General features: G+C 34.2%; 14 protein-coding genes and 1 pseudogene. 3 read left to right on the top strand and 12 right to left on the bottom strand.

Annotation, left to right across the window (positions count from 1 at the left end; genetic code table 11):
* Positions 1 to 15 precede the first annotated feature (15 nt).
* Both ACQUQZ_RS08950 and ACQUQZ_RS08945 read right to left on the bottom strand, forming a co-directional pair.
* Positions 16 to 2,340, bottom strand: a complete 2,325-nt coding sequence (locus ACQUQZ_RS08950; RefSeq protein WP_435354539.1) for a 3-coathanger stack domain-containing protein — start codon at positions 2,338 to 2,340, stop codon at positions 16 to 18.
* Positions 2,341 to 2,656: 316 nt separating this feature from the next.
* Positions 2,657 to 2,830: a hypothetical protein gene (locus ACQUQZ_RS08945; RefSeq protein ID WP_435354538.1), complete on the bottom strand. Its 174-nt coding sequence runs from the start codon at positions 2,828 to 2,830 to the stop codon at positions 2,657 to 2,659.
* Positions 2,831 to 3,006: 176 nt separating this feature from the next.
* Between ACQUQZ_RS08945 and ACQUQZ_RS08940 the strand changes: the two genes are divergently transcribed.
* From ACQUQZ_RS08940 to ACQUQZ_RS08930, 3 genes are all read left to right on the top strand, one after another.
* Positions 3,007 to 3,465, top strand: coding sequence for an SRPBCC family protein (locus tag ACQUQZ_RS08940; protein WP_435354537.1), 459 nt, complete (start codon positions 3,007 to 3,009; stop codon positions 3,463 to 3,465).
* 34 nt (positions 3,466 to 3,499) lie between these two features.
* The gene (locus ACQUQZ_RS08935) at positions 3,500 to 4,789 is read left to right on the top strand and encodes a dicarboxylate/amino acid:cation symporter (protein WP_435354536.1); all 1,290 of its coding nucleotides are present in this window, start codon (positions 3,500 to 3,502) and stop codon (positions 4,787 to 4,789) included.
* Between the two features lie 102 nt (positions 4,790 to 4,891).
* Positions 4,892 to 6,778, top strand: a complete 1,887-nt coding sequence (locus tag ACQUQZ_RS08930; protein WP_435354535.1) for a CocE/NonD family hydrolase — start codon at positions 4,892 to 4,894, stop codon at positions 6,776 to 6,778.
* Positions 6,779 to 6,836: 58 nt separating this feature from the next.
* On the opposite strand, the gene sufD is transcribed toward ACQUQZ_RS08930, so the two are convergent.
* The 10 genes and pseudogenes from sufD to ACQUQZ_RS08880 form a co-directional block, all read right to left on the bottom strand.
* Complete coding sequence (sufD, locus tag ACQUQZ_RS08925) at positions 6,837 to 8,159, bottom strand: Fe-S cluster assembly protein SufD (protein WP_435354534.1); 1,323 nt, start codon at positions 8,157 to 8,159, stop codon at positions 6,837 to 6,839.
* 51 nt (positions 8,160 to 8,210) lie between these two features.
* Complete coding sequence (locus tag ACQUQZ_RS08920) at positions 8,211 to 8,591, bottom strand: RidA family protein (protein ID WP_435354533.1); 381 nt, start codon at positions 8,589 to 8,591, stop codon at positions 8,211 to 8,213.
* Between the two features lie 32 nt (positions 8,592 to 8,623).
* On the bottom strand, positions 8,624 to 9,388 hold the full coding sequence (gene sufC / locus ACQUQZ_RS08915) for a Fe-S cluster assembly ATPase SufC (RefSeq protein WP_435354532.1): 765 nt from the start codon (positions 9,386 to 9,388) through the stop codon (positions 8,624 to 8,626).
* A gap of 222 nt (positions 9,389 to 9,610) precedes the next feature.
* Positions 9,611 to 10,657 carry an adenylate/guanylate cyclase domain-containing protein gene (locus ACQUQZ_RS08910; RefSeq protein ID WP_435354531.1) on the bottom strand — a complete coding sequence of 349 codons (1,047 nt, stop codon included), beginning with the start codon at positions 10,655 to 10,657 and terminating at the stop codon, positions 9,611 to 9,613.
* Entirely contained in the window at positions 10,654 to 11,028 is a 375-nt protein-coding gene (locus ACQUQZ_RS08905; RefSeq protein ID WP_435354530.1) for a response regulator, read from the bottom strand. Before ACQUQZ_RS08905 ends, ACQUQZ_RS08910 begins: the two co-directional genes overlap by 4 nt.
* Before the next feature lie 63 nt (positions 11,029 to 11,091).
* Positions 11,092 to 12,393 (bottom strand): ATP-binding protein, encoded by a 1,302-nt coding sequence (locus ACQUQZ_RS08900; RefSeq protein WP_435354529.1) that lies wholly within the window; start codon positions 12,391 to 12,393, stop codon positions 11,092 to 11,094.
* 12 nt (positions 12,394 to 12,405) lie between these two features.
* Positions 12,406 to 14,358, bottom strand: coding sequence for a tetratricopeptide repeat-containing sensor histidine kinase (locus ACQUQZ_RS08895; RefSeq protein WP_435354528.1), 1,953 nt, complete (start codon positions 14,356 to 14,358; stop codon positions 12,406 to 12,408).
* A gap of 2 nt (positions 14,359 to 14,360) precedes the next feature.
* Positions 14,361 to 16,364, bottom strand: a complete 2,004-nt coding sequence (locus ACQUQZ_RS08890) for an ATP-binding protein (RefSeq protein WP_435354527.1) — start codon at positions 16,362 to 16,364, stop codon at positions 14,361 to 14,363.
* Between the two features lie 13 nt (positions 16,365 to 16,377).
* A complete protein-coding gene (locus ACQUQZ_RS08885) occupies positions 16,378 to 17,745 on the bottom strand; it encodes an ATP-binding protein (RefSeq protein WP_435354526.1) in 1,368 nt (455 codons plus the stop codon).
* 37 nt (positions 17,746 to 17,782) lie between these two features.
* Positions 17,783 to 18,031, bottom strand: a pseudogene (locus tag ACQUQZ_RS08880) (sensor histidine kinase); the annotation flags it as partial.
* Between the last annotated feature and the right edge of the window lie 18 nt (positions 18,032 to 18,049).

Genomic DNA, 18,049 nt, shown 5'->3' with positions numbered 1-18,049 from the left:
ATAAATGACTGCTAATTATTTATTTCCACAGCCATCAATGTATGCCTCGAAAACACTCCCTTGTTCTACTTTAAAACCAGGTTTCAGTAAGATTCTTTTACCTGCATCGTATTTCACTTGTGAGGCATTTTCTATGACATTTGATGCTATTATGGAATTGGGAGATTCGTATTGTAGAATACTGCCACTTACAATTTTATTACTTAATTCATAATCAAAACATAGAGATTCGCCCTGTACAAAAATGGTAAAACTTCGAGGAGGTAAGGAAACGAAAATTCGGTTTTGTGCATCAATAGTTGTAACTTTTGTAGATGATTTTTGTAAAATATCAACAAATTTTGTTCCAGCTGGATAACGATTAGTATTTGCAATCACATGATTGACTTTCAAACTATCAGTATCAAAATTAATCGCAACAATAACCTCTTTTTTTCCTACACTACCCGTAGAATCAAGTTGATAGATAAGACTTCGCCAATGCTTACCTTTTGAGTAATAATTAGGTGAAGGCACTGCATTGAAAGCTCCGCCATAATGGTTCAAATAATATACATTTTGTGAACCATTAATAAATCGCTTTTGAACCTCAATCAGTTGATCGATTTCTTTTTTTAGAGGTTGTAAACTTGTTGGATGGTAGTCGAAACTATATGTATCAGTTCCATAAGTTGTATTGTGAGCTGGATATCCATAATAATCTGGATAAAAAATCGTTGGAACTCCTAATTGATTATTAGTTAATATATACGCATAAGCTAAAATCGGGTCTTGCCAAACCAAAGCATCTCCGTAGCTTGGATTTGAACTACGCATATCGTGATTATTAACAAAAGTCACTAAATTATAACCACTCATACCACGAGCATCACGAAAACTATTATAAAAAGCATTTCTTGCATCGCCTCCATTATCACAAGCTTGTTTGAGAGCATCTCTCAAAGCAAAATCAAATACTTTTGGCTTGATGGCTGCACGTGCTGCTACGCTCATCGAATTATTTACATCCGATACCCAATTTTGTATAGCTGGGTTTTCTTGTCCATACCATTCTCCTACTACAAAATCAGGAATTTTATTAGCATTATACATTTCAGTGAGCATTTTTCCCACAAAATTCGCCTCAAAATGCTTGATGGCATCCATACGCAGTCCTCTTATATTCAAATCATCATACGCCCATTTTGTCCATGCAATGAGTGTATCACGGGCCACTGATTGATTATGATCATAATCATAAAAATAATCCATACTTTGCATGCTCCATGACGGTCCGAGACAAGTAGTTGTTGCTCCACCAGCAGTACTCACTCCAAAGTCATTCCAGTTTGGGCGAAAAGACTTCCAATTATTTCCTCCCCTACCACTTGGCAAGCCTGAGAAATCAGTAAATGTTTGAAATTGTAATTTATAAGTTGCTGAATTCCAGCTAATGGTGTTAGCTATATCTGAGTTATTTCCTGTGTACCAGATTTTCGAAATCCGATGATCAGTATAATCTCCACATAGATTAATCGCTTGAATTATCAATGTGTCTCCCGCACTATTATAATTATCAGCATTGAGTGTTATTTTAAATTCATCAACATCATTGGCAAAATCTATGGTGTTCCAATAGCCTTGATTCAAGTTAGTTACGTATTCAGCACCTGAAGCAGGAATATCCGATGCCACAGTAATAGCTGTATTTTTGGGGTTACAGCCAGTCACAAAATCCCATGCTTGCCCCACGCCAGCTTTAGTAGTAGTAGCATAAAACATCATTTTTTTGCCCACATAAGCACCCGATCGAGAGCCAATACTGATATAATAAGTTCCATCACCTAAGCCAGTTGTTCCACCAATTGGAATAATCATTCGAACTCGGTCTGAGGGAAAAGGAGATTTATAGGAGGTTCCAGGACAACTTCCTGTATTGTTTCCTGCATAAAAAAGCATATACTCTTTCACTGCATTATTCGCTTCAGGCTTACCACCATCCCGATGGTTATAGACCATATCACCTACGGCTTTTAGATTGTTCTGACCAAAAACTGAAATCATATCTTTGATTTCTTGTTTAGTACCAAGTGAAGTTTGAGTATTGTTTTGTCCAATAAATAAATCTTTGGGGTCATATCCTCCTGACTTATTCCCGTTACCTGCAAATGGAGGAAACCAAATATGTGTAAAACCTGCTGCTGATAATTCTGATGCTTTATTTTTCAGGGTATCAGACCAATTATAACCTTGACCTGTTTTAGGATAGTCCCAATAGAATCCTTGTAGAAGAATTTGCTGTGCGTAGGCAAGTTGTGTCACTCCTGAAAATATCCAGAAGAGGAAAGTTATTTTTCTCATTTTTTATGTAGTTAAAGTAGCTTCGTTTTCCAAAAATACTATTTAAAAAAAGAGAAAATCAAATAAATAATGTACTTTTTTTATAATATGTGTAATTATATCTATATTTTTAATCTAAAACGAAGATATTTTTTTTAGTAAAATATTTCTATACTGTTAACCAGTACCACTTAATTATTTATTTTACTTTTTAAAAAATATTCATGTTGTAAAAGTTCAGTCGATTTTTGTACGATATTAGACAACAAAAAAGCCACCTCAATATGAGACGGCTCTTTGCGAACAACCCTAACCACTATGATGAAACATAATCTACTTAAAATATTTTCTTTGACGGTTCACCGCCACGATTAAAATTTCTACCAATACCAAGAGTATGAAATAATTCATATAAACCTAATGATAGTAAGAAACCCACTAACAAAAATTGCAAAGGATAAATCATTACTATATTGCTAAAACTATTATTGAATTCTAAAAACGTAAACATAAGTTTTAATTTTTGGGTTATTAGGATATGACAAAGGTCATACAATTTTTTTATTTATTTTAGCGTAAAAACCCCTATTTTTTGTCCGTGTTTTACGGTATTTTTTAGTTAATAATGTGGCTTTTTTGAAAAAAACAGCATTCACACAATCTCATTCCCCAAATATCTTATCCAAAATGAAAATCATTTTCAAAACAACCGTCGAACAACCGATTACACGTGTATGGGAACAATTTGATTCCCAATTACTCACGCAACTATCTCCTCCATTTCCATTTCCTCCTGTTAAAATTATTTCTTTTGGACGAAATTTAGGTGAAAAAGTAACATTAGAGTTAGACTTTTTTATTAAACGGCAGATTTGGGTCAGTAAAATCACTGATTTTTATTTAACGGTAGATGAAATTTATTTCATTGATGAAGGTGAACAACTTCCTTTCTTTTTAAGCTACTGGAAACATAAACATAGAATTATTAAAAATGGTCAAGGAAGTGAAATAATTGATGAAATTGAATTTCGTACACCAACAATTTTGACAGATTACATTTTTTATCCTATCTTGTATCTTCAATTCTTATATCGCAAGCCGATTTATAAGAAATTTTTTAAAAACCTAATCCCTCCCAAATCTTAATGGGACGAATTTCATCATCCTAAAAACACTTCGTATGAAACTAAACATTACTTGGAAAATCTTCATCGGCATGACGCTCGGCATCATTGTCGGTTATTTTATTCACAATCATTTTGACTTAGGACAGTTTTCAATCAAAGATGCCGCATCACTCAGTCCTGAGCAAGTAGCAGCCAACGAAGGCGTTAAGGATTGGAGTTCTTATTTACAATTGCTTTCAAAAATTTTCTTACGCCTAATTCAGATGATTTTAGGTCCACTGGTGTTTTCTATTCTGACTGTCGGTATCGCAAAACTTGGAGATTTTAAGGTTGTTGGTCGAATTGGACTTAAAACATTAGGTTATTTTTATTTTGCTACAATTCTCTCATTAATCACTGGATTAATTGCCGTGAATGTAATGAAGCCTGGTAAAGTAATGACGCTGGATTTACCAAATTCGGGGACTGATACTGGCATTGAAGCAAAAAAAATGACTTTAGAAAATTTCATAACTCACGTTTTCCCAAAAAGCATATTTGAAGCTCTTTCTACTAATGAAGTACTACAAATCGTAGTATTTTCTTTGTTTTTTGGTATTGCATTAGCGGCAATTGGCGAAAAAGGAAAAAGCGTGACCAAAGCTCTTGATGCCATTTCAGAAGTAATGTTTAAGATTGTGGGTTACGTCATGACTTTTGCACCCTATGCTGTTTTTGGTTCGGTAGCGGCTGTTATTTCATCAAAAGGTCTTGGTGTTTTGGGAGGATATTTATATTTAATCATTTGTTTCTTTGCTACACTTGCATTTTTCATCATTGTGGTGTTATGGGTGATATGTCTCGTAATGAAAATTGACTACTGGAAATTATTAAAGTTTGTCAAAAATGCACTTTTCTTATCTTTCAGTACTGCAAGTTCGGAAGCTTCAATGCCCTTACAAATCGAGCAACTCAAGAAATTTGGTATTTCTGAGCGTATCATCTCTTTTGTCTTGCCTTTAGGGTATTCTTTCAATCTTGATGGCTCAATGATGTATATGACTTTTGCGACAGGGTTTATCGCTCAAATCTATGGCATCGAACTTACACTCGGTCAACAAGTGACTATGTTGCTTACATTACTACTGACCAGTAAAGGCATTGCTGGTGTGCCTCGTGCCTCTTTAGTAGTGATTGCAGGAACACTTACCATGTTTGGTTTACCTCAAGAAGGTATCAGTTTAGTTTTAGCAGTTGACTGGCTTTTGGATATGGGTCGCTCGGCCACTTCAGTGGCTGGAAATGCCGTTGCAACCGCCGTTGTTGCAAAATGGGAAGGAGAATTGGACGAAGCAACGTCCTAAAAGATTCTAAAAAAAATATCATAAGCCGTTATTTTTATAAAGTAGCGGCTTTATATTCTTATTTAACAAGCTAACAATAGACATTAACTCTCCCCTAAACTAATGAAAAAAATATTTATTTTGTTGATAATTAGCTTATTATCAATAGCTACAAAAGCACAAAAATTATCAATTGCACAGCAAGACTCTGCATTTGTTCGCGAAAATTATATAAAAACTCAAGTGCAAATCAGTATGCGTGATGGGGTGAAACTTTTCACAAATATCTATACTCCTAAAGATGCTTCTCCTACCAATACATATCCAATTGTGATGCAGCGTACATGTTATGATGTTGCTCCTTATGAAAAAGACGTGTATCCAAAAATGTTGTATTATTCTCGCTATATGATGCGAGAAAAATTCATTTTTGTTGACCAAGATGTGCGAGGACGCTGGATGTCAGAAGGTATTTGGACAAATATGACACCCCAAATTGCCAATAAGACCAAACCAACTGACATTGATGAAGCTTCTGATACTTATGATACCATTGATTGGTTGGTAAAAAATATTCCAAATAATAATGGAAAAGTTGGTCAGTATGGTATTTCTTACCCTGGTTTTTATACGATTGCGGGGGCGTTATGTGGTCATCCAGCTTTAAAAGCATCTTCACCACAAGCCCCAATTTCAGACTTTTTCTTTGATGATTTTCATCATAATGGAGCTTTTACAATTGGTTATGGCATGACTTTCCCAGTTTTTGGTGTTCAACATCCCCAGCCTACTCCTGATTCATGGTACGATGATAAATTTCCAAAACTCAATACTGTTGATGGTTTTGATTGGTATAAATCCATGACTCCCCTCAAGCATTTTACGAAAGTTTATAATGATAATTTCTTTTGGAAAGAACTCATCGAACATCCTAATTATGATGATTTTTGGCAAAAAAGAAACATTCTTCCTTATCTAAAAAATGTAAAAAATCTACCTGCTATGATGGTAGTTGGTGGTTGGTTTGATGCCGAAGACTTGCCAGGCCCATTGAATATTTATAAAAACTTAGAAAAATACAATACAAATGCCTACAATACACTTGTAATGGGGCCATTTGGTCATGGAGATTGGGCTCGTGAACAAGGTCATCATTTTCATTCTAATGTTTATTTTGGCGATAGTGTTTCTACCTATTTTCAGAAAAACATGGAATTGAAATTCTTTAAACATTTTTTAAAAGGAACTGGAGATGGAAAAACAGGTTTACCAGAAGCCTATTTATTTGATACAGGCAAAAAAGAATGGCGAGAATTTGCTGAGTTTCCTGTAAAAACTGCTCAAAAAGTTAATTTTTACTTGAGTCCAAATGGGAAATTATCAACTGAAATGACTGCTAAAGGTTTTGGTGAATATATTTCTGACCCTTCAAAACCTGTACCATATACCGAAGACCCTAAACAAATAACAGGTTTTAGTCCACGAAACTATATGAGTGAAGACCAGCGTTTTGCTGGCCGCAGAACAGATGTTTTGACTTATGAAACACCAGTATTGACAGAAGATATCACACTTGGTGGTGAAATTATGGCCAATCTCAAAATATCAACCACAGGAACTGACGCAGATTTCTTTGTAAAATTAATTGATGTTTATCCTGGTGATGAAAAAAATAGCCCTTATACACCTAAGCATATTACTTTGGGTGGCTATCAACAAATGGTTCGTAGTGAAATTATGCGTTCTCGTTTTAGAAATTCTTTTTCAAAACCTGAGCCTTTAGTAGCCAATAAAAAGACCGATATTAATTTCCGCCTTCAAGATGTTTTACATACATTTAAAAAAGGTCATAAAATCATGATTCAAGTGCAATCAACTGCCTTTCCTTTATTTGATATTAATCCTCAAAAATATGTTCCAAACATCTATAAAGCTGAAGAAAGTGATTTTATAAAAGCGACACATCGAATCTATGCCGATAGTAAAATTTCGGTTGAGGTATTGAAATAAAAACAGAAACGCCTCATAATCAGTAGATTATGAGGCGTTTCAATATATTTTCTATCTATCACGCTCCTTCCAATTTTTCTAAAATTAATTGCTCAATATATTCTCTGATAGAATCAATCTTGATTTGAGAGACCACATCTTGAGCAAAGGCTAATAATTGCAAACGAATCGCTTCTTTTTTAGGAATACCACGAGATTGCATATAGAATATTGCTTCGTCGTTGAGTTGTCCAGTAGTAGTTCCATGCGAACATTTGACATCATCTGCCCAAATCTCTAATTGTGGTTTTGTATTCATAGTAGCTTCGTCAGAAGTAACCACATTTCTACAATTTTGATAAGCATTTGTTTTTTGAGCATCTTCACGGACAAAGATTTTTCCATTGAATACACCCGTTGATTTATCCATCAAAATACCTTTATATAGCTCATTACTTTCGCAATTTGGTTTTTGGTGATCAACTAATGTATGGTTATCAATATGTTGTTTACCATTAGGTACATACAGGCCATACAAATGACTTTCAATATGTTCCCCATCCAAAACAACATTCAAGTTATTTCTAACAAATCCACCATTCAGTGTAGCAGTAGCTGCATAAAAATAACTACGGCCTTTTTGATAAACTTGCGTAGTACCAATATGATATGACTTATCACTTTCGTTTTGTACTTTGTAATAGTCAACAATCGCAGATTCACCAACTACAATTTCAGAAACGGTATTTACAAAAGCAGCATTATCGCCCACTGTACGATAAGCTTCAGCAATTTTCACTTGGGCATTTTTACCTACAATTATCAAATTTCGAGGTTGAGAACCTACATTTGCTAATCTTACATCAGAAATATAACGGATGATAATTGGCTCTTCAACTATCTTATTATCAGCAACTTGCACAACTACTCCATCACTCGAAAGTGCGGTATTGAGGGCAGTAAAAGCATCAGTTTGGTAATTGGCGTATTTACCAAAATAGGCTTCAATTAGCTCTGGTTGTTTTGACAAAACCTCTGAAAAAGGAATTACTTTCAATTTGTCTTCAGGTGTAGCAATTTCTGACAAATCAGCATTATACACACCATTGATAAAATACAATACATTACCTTTCAAGTGCGGCATTGCAATTTTTTTCAAATCAGCTTTCTTGAAATCAGTCTTTGTATGAAAGTCGAATGTTTGTTTGACTAAATTACTCACATTCGAATATTTCCATTCTTCGTGACGAATGGTTGGAAAGCCCAATTTATCAAAATTTTTCATCGCCTCGTCACGCAACTGATAAATAGGCATTTTGCCTTTACCATTCAATGTTGCTTGCGATAACTGAAAATCAGCTATTAATTGAGCCTTTAAATCTTTATTTTCGATAGAATTCATTACTCTAATTTTTCTATAATCTCTGTTTCCTAACAATTTTGGAATATCGTACTACATTTCCGCTATTGCTTCTAATTCTATTTTATAACCAAAATGCAAAGCTGATACTGGAATGATTGAACGTGCAGGACGATGTTCTCCAAAAAAATCAGCAAATGCCTGATTAACTATGCTCCACGCCTCACCATCAGTAATATAAATTGTAGTTTTAACTACTTGGCTTGGAGTTAGACTTACTTCATTTAAAATCTGCTTTAAATTTTCAAAAACTACCTCAATCTGCTCTTCAATACTTGATTCGATGGGCAATTTTTCAGCAGTTTTTATTTTTATTGGTAAAATTCCAGAAGTAAATAACAATCCATTACTCACAATTGCTTGTGAATAATGCCCAACTGGCTTCGGACTATCATTGACTTGGATTTTTTGCATATCTTTAGTCTATAGACTGTGGTTCGTTGATTTTACACTGTCTCCAAAGCATCTACTTCATTTTTAATCCAATCATAGCCTTTTTCTTCTAATTCAAGAGCCAGTTCTTTTGTACCTGATTTTACGATGCGACCTTTATAAAGTACATGAACGAAATCTGGCACGATATAATCAAGTAAACGTTGGTAATGTGTCACCACAACAAAAGAACGATTTTCATTACGTAACTGGTTGACACCTTCGGCAACAATGCGTAAGGCATCAATATCAAGACCTGAATCGGTTTCGTCCAAAATACCAAGAGATGGCTCAAGCATTGCCATTTGGAAAATTTCATTCCGCTTTTTCTCTCCACCAGAAAAGCCTTCATTGAGTGAACGTTTCAAAAGAGCATCATCAATTTTCACTAATTTTGCTTTTTCTCTCATACGTTTCAAAAACTGAGCTGCGTCCAATGGCTCTTGTCCATTATATTTTCTGATTTCATTCAGAGCTGTTTTCAAAAAGTTAATTGTAGTCACACCTGGGATTTCAACTGGGTATTGAAATGCCAAAAATATACCTTCAGCCGCACGTTTTTCAGGAGCTAAATCAAGTAAATCTTTACCATTGAATGTAACTGAGCCATCGGTTACTTCGTAGTCTTCACGACCTGCCAAAACCGAAGCCAATGTACTTTTACCTGAACCATTTGGCCCCATGATCGCATGAACTTCACCTGGTTTGATTTCTAAATTAATACCACGTAATATTTCTTTTTCCTCTATTCTGGCGTGTAAATTACTGATAGTGAGCATTTTATTCTTTTGCTTGTTATAAACTTAGTTAAATACAATTTTGTGTCATAAATAATGCACAAAGATACAATCAAAATAGCCAAAATGCTATTCTTATCTATAATAACTCTAAATAATGACTTGTTGTTCCTTTTTTGTTTAAAAATTCAGAAGAAATTCAGTACGTTTAATCGACATACATTATAAAAAATATGTCGTGTAACTCCTAAAATAGACCACATTTCAAGATACAACTTCATATATTTTCACTGGAAAAGCTTTATTTTTGAGGCTTACCTCACCTACTTCATTGCAAGTAAATGACTCTTTGATTTGTTGATAAGTGACTTCATTTACTACAATTTGACTTGGCTTTGCAGCTGATTGAAGACGTTGTGCAGTATTCACCACATCACCAATTAAGGTATAATCTAAGCGACGGAGCGAAGCAGAGCCAATATTACCAGAAATCACTTCGCCAGTATTGACTCCAATTGAAACTTGAGGTAAATACAATTCAAAATTGGGTAGATTTTCTTGAATATTATCAATTTTTGAACGCACTGAAAGAGCCGCTTCAATTGCTCTATCAAGGTGATAATCTCCTTTAAAAACAGCCATTACGGCATCTCCCATAAATTTATCAATGTATCCCCCCTGCTCGATGATTTCTTTGACCATAATATCAAAGTATTTATTAATCAAATTAACTACCGTATCAGGGGATTCTTTCTCAGAAATGGCGGTAAAACCGCAAATATCTATAAAAACTACAGTTGCAATGATGGTTTCGTTGGCAGTAAGAGATGATTCAAACTCTTGATGGCTCATAAAATTCAAAACTGCCTCATCGACATACATTTTCAAAATATTATTTTCTTTGATAGCCTTCAGGGTTTCACGCAACTGTAATACATGCTTGAGTGTTTTTTCAACAGTCAATTCTAAATCTTCAAAATTGATTGGTTTACATAAAAAATCAAATGCCCCACGATTCATGGCAGTTCGAATATTATCCATGTCTCCATAGGCAGAAACAATAACTGATTTAAGTAGAGGATTTTGTTCAGCAAGTTTAGAAAGTAATGTCAATCCATCCATTTCTGGCATGTTGATGTCACTCAAAACCATGTCAATATCTGGAAATTGTTGCAACAGCCGTAAAGCCTCTGCACCATTATTGGCAAAGCTAAATTCGTAAGTTTTTTCTCTGATTTGTCGGCGAAACTTTTGTTTGATGAGCGTTTCTAAGTCGGCTTCATCATCAACAACCATTATTTTGGCGTTCATAAAGAGCTTTTAAGTTTTTGTTTGAGGTCAACAAAATCTAATGGTTTGGTCAGGAAATCATTTGCTCCCAAAGCCATCGCTTGGTTATGATTTTCGTCATCACCATAAGCAGTAATCATCATTACTGTTGGCGGTGGGACAGGTTTTTCTGATCTAATTCTTCTTAGTAGTTCTAAGCCACTCATCCCTGGCATATTAATATCTGAAAGAATTAGAATTGCCTCGGATTCATGTTCATGAAGAAATGACAAAGCATCTTCACCCGAATGTTGGAACGAAAATAAGAATTCTCCTTCTCTTATTTCCTTTCGGAAGCGTTGTAAAAAAAGCGTTTTAACATCCTCTTCGTCATCTACTACTAAAATTCTCATGGGTTATGACTTTAAAAGTTTTAAAGGTTAGAGTTTAACCACAACAGCTACCAAAATTATGAGTCAAATATAGGGTATTTTTATAATAAAAGTGGTAGATACACCTTCTTTTGTTTCAACTTCAATCGTTCCCCCATGCCCTTTTGTAATTATATCATAAGCCAAACTAAGTCCTAAACCTGTTCCTTCACCAGTTGGTTTTGTAGTGAAAAATGGCTGAAAGATCTTAGCTTTGGTGGTTTCTGACATTCCTATACCATTGTCTTTAACTTTTATAATGACTTGATTATCAATTTTTTGAGTAGAAACTGTTACTTTTCCAAGATGTCCCACACCTTGAAGGTGTGGGACATCTTGGACTGCATAAAAAGCATTATTTATCAAATTTAATAAAACTCGACCAAAGTCTTGTGGAATGACTTCGATTTTTGGTAAGTTTTCATCAAAATCTGTTTTAAAATCACAATTAAAACTATTGTCTTTTGCACGAAGTCCGTGGTAGGCAAGTCTCAAATATTCATCTGCTAATTCATTTATATCTGTTAGTTCTTTTACACCAGTACTGCTACGTGAATGTTCCAGCATTCCCTTCACAATGATACTTGCACGCTTGCCATGATGATTTATTTTTTCGAGATTTTGCTTCAAATCACCTGAGATTGCTTTTACTTCCTCAAAATCTCCATTGTCAATTTCTTCATTCATTTCATCAATTAATTCTCCGCTCAGTTCTGAAAAATTATTGACGAAGTTCAAAGGATTTTGAATTTCATGGGCAATGCCTGCGGTAAGTTCTCCTAAACTGGCGAGTTTTTCAGATTGTATAAGTTGTTTTTGGGTGGCTTTGAGATTCTCTAAAGACTTCTCTAATTCTGCAGTCCTTTCTTTAACCAGTGCTTCAAGTTCAAGATTCCTTTTTCTCCATTCTTCAATTCCATAAGTATCTTCTTCTGTTGGAACATTCTCAGGTTTAGAACCATGAAAATGTATTACTATCCATTTATCATTTTGGTATTCTAAAACAACAGAAAACCGCAATAACAATTTTACAGTCTCGGCATTCATAATGATTGATAAGTGAATCTCATTAACAAAGACAGCAGAATTTTCATCTTTCATTATTTTACGAAATGTTGGGATTATGTTCCATTCCATTTTCATACCCTGACTTTGTTCCCTTTGTCTTACCAAAAGCTCTTTTAAATCAGAAATTGAATAAATTCTTTCATCCTCAGTTGTTCCAAATCCCATCAAATCAGGAGATACTATCTCATCCAAGGCATTTAATGACTCAGGACTACTGAGTCCTATTTCAATAAACTTCAAATATGTTTCATTAAGCAAATTTTCTTTTAAAACTTCCATTCAAATAAATATTTATAAGGGTAATTTAACAATAAAAGTTGATCCTTCTCCCTCTACACTTTCACATTCAATCGTTCCTCCATGCCCTTTGGTAATAATATCATAAGCCAAACTTAGTCCTAATCCTGTGCCTTGCCCTGTTGGTTTAGTTGTGAAAAATGGTTGGAAGATTTTAGTTTTTGTGGATTCTGACATGCCTGTGCCGTTGTCTTTAACTTTTATAATGACTTGATTATCAATTTTTTGGGTAGAAACTGTTACTTTTCCCAGATGTCCCACACCTTGAAGGTGTGGGACATCTTTGATTGCATAAAAAGCATTATTTATCAAATTCAACAAAACCCGACCAAAATCTTGCGGAATTACTTCAATTTTAGGCAAGTTTTCATCAAAATCTGTTTTGAAATCACTATTAAAATTTTTGTCTTTTGCACGAAGTCCATGGTAGCTTAGTCTCAAATACTCATCGGCTAAAGCATTAATATCCGTCAATTCTTTGATTCCAGTACTTGTTCGTGAATGTTCGAGCATTCCTTTTACGATGCTGCTTGCTCGCTTTCCATGATGATTGATTTTCTCTAAATTTTGCTTCAAATCTCCCGAAATTGCTTTTACTTCCTCCAAATTTCCATTGTCAATTTCTTCATTCATTTCATCAATTAATTCTCCGCTCAGTTCTGAAAAATTATTCACAAAATTTAGTGGATTTTGTATTTCATGGGCTATGCCTGCGGTGAGTTCGCCTAATGAAGCTAATTTTTCTTTTTGAATTAATTGATTTTGAGTTGATTTGAGAGTAAATAATGTTGATTGAATTTCGTTATTTTTCTCTTCAAGAAGGTTTTTAGCTTTTTTCTCTTTTTGATTATTGCGATAAAGAAGAAACGTAATCAATAAAAATACACCTAAGCCAACCAACAAAATAAATTGTCTCAATCGGTTTTGATAGGCAACCTGCTCAATTTCGATGTTGCGTTGTCGCTCTTGTTCATCAGCCATACTTTTTTGCAAAGCTTGGATTCTTTTTGCACCATACAATTCTTCATTAGCTGCCTTTGCAATTTTATAGTAATACAATGATTGTCTTATATCTTTTTTTTCATACTGTTCTGCCAATAAATTGGCATTAATTAGTATGCTTTTTTGATAACCAATAGTTTGTCCTTCAATAAGTCCTTTTTTTGCATAAAATATACATGAGTCAAGCTGTTTGGTTTCTTTAAAAAACTCTGAAATAGCTGAATAGCAATCAGCTAACCTACGGTGGTCATTATTTTTCAACTCACCAGAAATACTTTTATGTAGATTTTCAAATCCAAGACTTCGGTTACCCAATCGAAATTGTATGATTCCCATGTACATATAAAATGGATAATAAATAAGCTTGGGATATTTTATTTTACCCCAATTGTATGCTTTTTGAGAATAATTCAAAGCCGAATCTAATTGGTTGGTATTAATAAATGTTCTTTCCATATTCATCAAAATCATTCCATATATTCCGCTTTCTGTACTTGATAATGCCTTACGAAAATACTCTAATGCTTTGGGATGGTCTTCTATTTCAAGATAAATCAGACCAATTCCGTTCCAAATGTGACTTTTATCCATTAGAGGGGCTTTTTGCTCTATAACTCCCAATGCCATTAATAAATACTTCAAAGATTTTGCAACATCGCCTTGTATCCTTGATAACGCTGAAAGATTTAATAAAGCCTCTACTTCACCGTTAGGAAAATTGAGTTTTCTTGACAAATCCAAAGATTTTGCAGTAAAAAACAATGAAGAATCTGGTTTTACTTGTCGATAAGCAAGAAATAATTGAACCAAAATTTTTACTTGATTTGTATCTGACTTGGAAATAGCCAATTGATGTTTTAACCTGTCTATCTGGTCTTGTCTATTTTGACTAAAACAAGTCAAACCGCTGCAAACGAGGAAAAAAGTAATTAGTATAGTCTTCATGTTCAATTGGGTTTCATAGGTAATGTAATAATAAACTCACTTCCTTCACCTTCTTTACTTTCAACTTCAATCGTTCCCTCATGCCCTTTGGTAATAATATCATAAGCCAAACTTAACCCTAATCCTGTACCTTGTCCAGTTGGTTTTGTGGTAAAAAAAGGTTGGAATATTTTTGCTCTTGTCGCTTCTGACATACCTATGCCGTTGTCAGTTACTCGGATTTCTATAAAATTATCTAACTTTTTTGTAGAAACAATCACCGTACCTAAACCTGTCAGGTCTGCCAGACCTTGCAGGTTTTTTCGCTGCGAAACTGCATAAAATGCATTATTAATCAAATTCAACAATACACGACCAAAATCTTGCGGAATTACCTCAATTTTTGGTAAGCTTTCATCAAATTCTGTCTTAAAATCGCAGTTAAAACTATTGTCTTTTGCACGAAGACCATGATAGGCAAGTCTTAAATATTCATCTGCTAAAGCATTTATATCGGTCAATTCTTTTACACCTGTGCTAGTGCGTGAATGTTCGAGCATTCCCTTCACAATACTGCTTGCTCGCTTGCCATGATGATTGATTTTTTGTTGATTTTGAGTTAAATCTGATAATATTTCTTTTACCAAATTTTTGTCCATTGTGTCTTTGTCAATTTCCTCATTCAGTTCATGTGCGAGTTCTACGCTCATTTCTGAAAAGTTATTGACAAAATTCAATGGATTTTGTATTTCATGAGCGATGCCCGCTGTGAGTTCGCCTAAGGAAGCCATTTTTTCAGCTTGAATCAGTTGATTTTGTGTAGATTTGAGTTCAACGAGTGCATTTTCGGCTTTTTCTCGCTGTAAATCAATTTCTTCTTTCTGTTTGTGTAGCAAATGATTTGCTTTTTGTTTGCTTTTATTGTTTCTGTAAAGTATTAGACTAAGTACAACAAGTGCAAGCAAAATACCTGACAAGGCATAAATTCTAATTTTACTTTGCAAATCAGCTTCATGTGCTTCAAGCCTTCTTTGAAGACGTGCCTCACTTTCTCTTTCTTCATACGCCAATTTTTCTACTTGTTTTACTTTTTCTTGATTGAACAAACTATCTTTGGTCGCCGATGAAATGAGAATATATTTTAGAGCTTCAGCAGGGTTTGAATTTTTATATAATTCAAAAAGTAAGTTTGCCGATTGAATAATATAAATGGGTTTATTCTTTTTTTGTTGAATGCTAAGTGATTCTTTGGCATAAAACTTTGCAGAATCGAGTTGATTTTTAGCTCGATAAATCATTGCAATTCCTTGATAAGCTTGTCCGTCAGGGTTATTTGGTTTTGCGGCAATCGACCGTCTGAAATAATCCATTGCAAGTTTGAATTGTCCTTTTTTTAAATAAACCTCTCCAAAATGCACATAAAAACTATAGGGAGGGAGCAACTTATCTGATTTCAAAGAATGTTCATAACCTTTTTGAATATATACCAAAGCTGAATCTAACTTACCGAAATCTTTGTAGCAGTTTCCGATGGCAGAATTAATTGGAATAATGTCTTCTGACATCTTTACTTTCTCCATCATTTTTTTACACGCTTTGAAATAGCTCATTGCTTTTTCAAAATCAAATTTATTGTAGGCATAACCAAGAAAACCCAGCGTTCTGGCTAATTCATATTGATTGTTTTGCCTTTCACATGTTTGTTTGACTTCAGTAAGAATTTGAACAGCTTTATAGTAATCAGACTCAACTAATTTAAAACCAACGCTATTACCACAAAGTATTACACCCTTATCATAGCGAATACGTTTTGCCAAGTTAAATCCATTGAAGCCATACTCAATACCTGCTTGGCTATTCGGAGCGACCCTTATCATTTTTTCGTACAGTAGTACTCGATCTGTATCATTTTTTACTTTCGTAAACTCTTGTTTTAGACTATCCAACTCAAAAACCTTACTTTTGGTTTGTCCAAAAATAAGGTTTATTTGAAAAAAGAGCAGTATCAATAACAAGAGATTTTTCATATCAAAATTTTGATTAATCAATAGGTAATTTTATAATAAACACTGTCCATTCACCTTCTACACTATCTACTTCCATTGTTCCACCATGGCCTTTAGTTATAATATCATAGGCCAATGAAAGGCCTAATCCTGTACCTTGCCCTGTTGGTTTGGTAGTAAAAAATGGTTGAAATATTTTGGACTTTACGCTTTCAGGCATTCCTGTGCCATTGTCTTTAATTTTTACAACGACTTCACCATCTTCTAAATAGGTGTCGATACTTACCAATGGCTTATACCCATCTAATTTTAGCTTCGCTTTTTGTTGAACTGCATAAAAGGCATTATTTATCACATTTAATAAAACTCTCCCAAAATCTTGTGGAATTATCTTGATTTTAGGAAGATTGGGATCTAAATTTGTCTTAAAATCTGCCATAAAACTTTTGTCCTTGGCCCTTAAACCATGATATGAAAGTCTGATGTATTCATCCGCAAGTACGTTAATATCAGTCAATTCTTTTTGACCTGTACTGGTGCGGGAATGTTGCAACATTCCTTTGACAATACTCGCTGCACGCTGACCATGATGCGTGATTTTTTCTTGATTTTGACTTAAATCACTCAATATTTCAATGATATATGTTTTGTCAAAATTTTCTTTCTCAAGTTCTTCTGTAATTTCTTGGCAAAGTTCCACTGAAACTTCAGAGAAGTTATTGACAAAATTTAGAGGATTTTGAATCTCATGAGCAATTCCTGCGGTAAGTTCTCCTAATGAGGCCATTTTTTCGGCATGAACTAATTGATTTTGAGTCGTTTTGAGTTCAATTACAGTTTGTTCTAATTCTTCCTTTTGGCGTGTCAATTCTGCTGTTCTCTCAGCAACTTGGTATTCGAGTTCTTGCTTTTTGGCTTCCAACTTTTTTTTCTCTTCTTCGTCTTTTAATCTTTGTTGCCGTTCTCGTTTCCCCTGTCTTTGTGAATAAATGCTAAAACCAATGAGCCAAGTAATGGCAAAACCTTTGAAAGAAGCGAAAATACTTATATTTGACTCGTGGAATTTTGGCGTTAGTAATTCAAAAATGGCGTTAATTAACGAGACAACAGTATAAGGAATAATAGCAATCGCCAGCATTCGAGTAATAGGCATTTCTCTTGATTTATCAAGAATATATAATATTACCAAACTGAGTAGCAATATATAGTTTTCATTAATAAATTTTAGACCCAATACACTACTCATGGCTAATAAAATCAATGCCCAAAGCCAAGCAAAATTCAAGATCTTGTGTAAGTGTGGAAGACGTTTCTCGGTTTCTAAATAAGTCATTAAAAACCTCATAACTACAAATGTAATTGCGATATTGGGTACTACTTCGCTAAAATCTAAATCATCCATAATTGTAATCTGATTAATATAAATTCTTTAAAATTTATTAAGTTGGTAAATTTATGATAAAAGTTGTTCCTTCCCCTGCTTTTGTTTCTACTTCTAAAGTTCCACCATGCCCTTTCGTAATGATATCATAAGCCAAACTCAGCCCTAAGCCTGTACCTTGACCTGTGGGTTTTGTGGTGAAAAAAGGTTGAAATATTTTTGCTTTGATGGCTTCCGACATCCCTATGCCATTGTCGCTTCCTTTAATAATCACTTGATTTTCAATTTGTTGGGTAGAAACCATTACCTTGCCCAGATGTACCAC

Origin of the sequence: Emticicia sp. SJ17W-69 (assembly GCF_051209875.1) — a bacterium.
Lineage (GTDB): Bacteria > Bacteroidota > Bacteroidia > Cytophagales > Spirosomataceae > Emticicia.
Note: the sequence above shows the minus strand (reverse complement) of the source record. Positions and strands in the feature narration are given on the sequence as shown.